General features: G+C 64.5%; 5 protein-coding genes. 3 read left to right on the top strand and 2 right to left on the bottom strand.

Annotation, left to right across the window (positions count from 1 at the left end):
* Positions 1-372, bottom strand: a 372-nt coding sequence (locus tag QOH60_RS10575) for an ester cyclase (RefSeq protein WP_526419924.1), incomplete at its 3' end; no start/stop codon positions are given.
* 49 nt (positions 373-421) lie between these two features.
* Between QOH60_RS10575 and QOH60_RS10570 the strand changes: the two genes are divergently transcribed.
* Both QOH60_RS10570 and QOH60_RS10565 read left to right on the top strand, forming a co-directional pair.
* Positions 422-604 (top strand): hypothetical protein, encoded by a 183-nt coding sequence (locus QOH60_RS10570; protein ID WP_526419922.1) that lies wholly within the window; start codon positions 422-424, stop codon positions 602-604.
* Between the two features lie 69 nt (positions 605-673).
* On the top strand, positions 674-1348 hold the full coding sequence (locus tag QOH60_RS10565; RefSeq protein ID WP_526419920.1) for a TetR/AcrR family transcriptional regulator: 675 nt from the start codon (positions 674-676) through the stop codon (positions 1346-1348).
* 204 nt (positions 1349-1552) lie between these two features.
* Here the strand turns inward: QOH60_RS10565 and QOH60_RS10560 are convergent, their stop codons facing one another.
* Complete coding sequence (locus QOH60_RS10560) at positions 1553-1951, bottom strand: nuclear transport factor 2 family protein (protein ID WP_526419918.1); 399 nt, start codon at positions 1949-1951, stop codon at positions 1553-1555.
* A gap of 159 nt (positions 1952-2110) precedes the next feature.
* Here QOH60_RS10560 and QOH60_RS10555 point away from each other — a divergent pair.
* A partial coding sequence (locus QOH60_RS10555) for a VOC family protein (protein WP_526419916.1) occupies positions 2111-2609 on the top strand: 499 nt, incomplete at its 3' end.

The following is a 2609-nucleotide window of genomic DNA, read 5'->3' as shown; positions in this document are numbered from 1 at the left end:
GGCGGCCGACTCGATCCGGGCGCCGTTGGCGGGCAGTCCCTGAAAGTCCGCGCCGGTAAACGTTCCTCGGCGCGTCCAGGCGGCCGCGACGACCTGATCGATCGCCATCAACCGAGTCACTTCGATCTCCAAGTCGGGAAACGCTGCGAGCAGGCCGCTGATGAACGCGAGCTCGTTGGCGATGCCTTCCAGGGGTGGCGTCCCCGGCAGCGTTTCGACGATGTCGTCGGCACACAGCCGACCGATCGCCTCCACGTCGTGACGTCCGAACGCGGCTAAGAAGTGGGCGACCACTTGCTCGGGCGTTCGTCCGCGGGCCGCGGTGGCGTCGCCCGATCCCGGTTCTGCCACCAATTTGTTCTGCTCATCCATGAGCTGAGCCTACGCCGAGAATGATATCCGTCAAATAAAAATCGGACATATGACAACCATGCTGGAGCCCCTGCCGAGCGTGCGGGGCAACGAGAGGGCGGTATACCCGAAGGGCGGCCGTCGACGCCGTCGCGGCTCCCCGGCGACGGTTACGCCGACGAAGCACGCGGTGATCGGGGACCAGGGCCGGCGGCGTGCGCCCGGTGCGCTGGAGTCAATGTGTGCCAAATAACTATTTGTCGATTATCATTTGCTTTCATACAACGGCATGCATATTCCGTCACCGCACACCGGAGGCCACTTGACTACCACCAGCGCTGCGTCACGACGCCGACCACGCGGGCGCCCACGCACCGAGGAATCGCCCGCTTCGCTCGACGAGATTTTCGGCGTGGCGCTGCGCGCGTTCGCCACCCTTGGCTACGACGGCGTGGTGCTGCGCACCCTCAACCGCGACCTCGGCGGCAGCCATAATCTGCTCAACGGCCGGTTCGGCTCCAAGGAGGCGCTGTGGTACGCCACGGCCGACTGGGCGTTTAAGCCCCTGGTGATGAAGTTAGCGACCGCCTTTGACCCCACATTGACCGATCCGCTGGATCAGTTGCGCATCACAATACGCACCTTCTTGCTGTACTCGGCTGAACGGCCCGAGCTGTTGGGGCTGATGAACATCGAAGGACGCCAAGACACCGAGCGCCTCGCCTACCTCTACAGCACCTATATCGGACCCGCGCTGGAGCCAGTGCACCGGCTGCTGGACCACCTCGCCGACAGTGGGCGCACACGGCGCGTTTCCCTGCGCACCTTTCATTTCCTGCTCGCCCACGGGGCGGCCGCCCCGTTCACGCTGGGTCCGCTGGCCCGTCACTTCGACGCCGCCGATCCCCTGGATCCGGCCGAGATCGAGGCCCATGCCGACCTCGCGGCCGATCTGCTGATCCGGGCCCTGGAAGAACACAACTGCGCCGAGAAGTAACTGCTGTTCGAAAGAGGACTGACCGAAGTGAGCAGTCAGCATGATCGAGAACAAGAACAGTGGGGTCCCGATCATCTGGTGGGCCAAGACGCTTTCGTCCATGAGCCTTGCTGCCACAGTTCTCAATGTTGTTGTGGCCGTGGTGTTACCGCCGCCCGACAAGTGTGAGCGTCACCGGCCTACCGGGTGCTCTGGATAGCCGGCTCAGCGGTCAAGCCATGCATCCTCGACGCGCCCTGTGTCGCCGTACAGGTGCCAGCGGACGATCCGGCCGTCGACGACCCGGATGTGCACGGCCTCGGGGGTGTCAAAGCTGCGCGCGTTCTTAGCGAACATCCGGTGATACGTGCCGAAGACGACGGCATCCTCATCGTCGATGAGGACCTTCTCCACCTCGACTCGAGTCTCGGCAGGCACGCAGGCTGATTCGAGCACCCGGAAGAATTCGGGCACGTCGCTGCGCCGCGACCGCCGCCCCGCCCACGGCAGGACCGAACCTGGCGCCCACCAGTCGATGTCGTCCGCGAACAGTTCCGTGACGCCCTCGAGATCGCCGGTTCCGAGACGCTCCAAGAACGCGTGTACGACTTCTGCGGTTGTCATCGCCGGTCCTCCTCGTCTGGTCAGCCGGTTCCTACATTAAGCCGAAATATGTCAGATGTCAAGATTTATATTGACGTCCGCCATATTAGGAGTTAGGGTGAAGCGCGGGTGCGAGCGCGAAATGTCGCCCCAACCAGTCCAGTTGGCAGGAGCGCGGATATGAGAAACCACCGACGCGGCAGCGTCGTCGACGGGCACGCCGATGTGCATAGCGAGCTCGGCCCCAACCGGGGCGAACACAGTGGCCGTGCCATCAATCCGACGATCAAAGTCGCCGACCTGGCCTGGCTGGAATTCGTCAAGCCCGACCTAAAGCGCGCCGAAACATTTGCTCGCGACTTCGGTTTCGTCGTCGCCGCCCGCAGGCCGGATGCGTTGTATCTGCGCGGGTCCCTGCCCGGCACGCCGGCCATGGTGATCCGCAAGGGCGCCCACCCCTGGTTCGTCGGGCCCACCTTCAAGGCCGCCGAAAAACAGGATCTGCAGCGGCTGGCGCAGGCCACCGGCACCCGCGTCGAACCGCTGGACGAGGCGATCGAGGGCAGCGTTGTGCGGCTGGCCGACCCAAGCGGTTTCGCCGTCGCCGTGGCCCATGTCAACGACGAGGTGCCCGCGCTTGCCGAACTCGCACCGCAGGTGCTCAACGTCGGCACGACCC

It is taken from the genome of Mycobacterium sp. (assembly GCF_032159765.1).
In the GTDB taxonomy this organism is placed as follows: domain Bacteria; phylum Actinomycetota; class Actinomycetes; order Mycobacteriales; family Mycobacteriaceae; genus Mycobacterium.
This window is presented reverse-complemented; position numbering and strand designations above follow the sequence as displayed.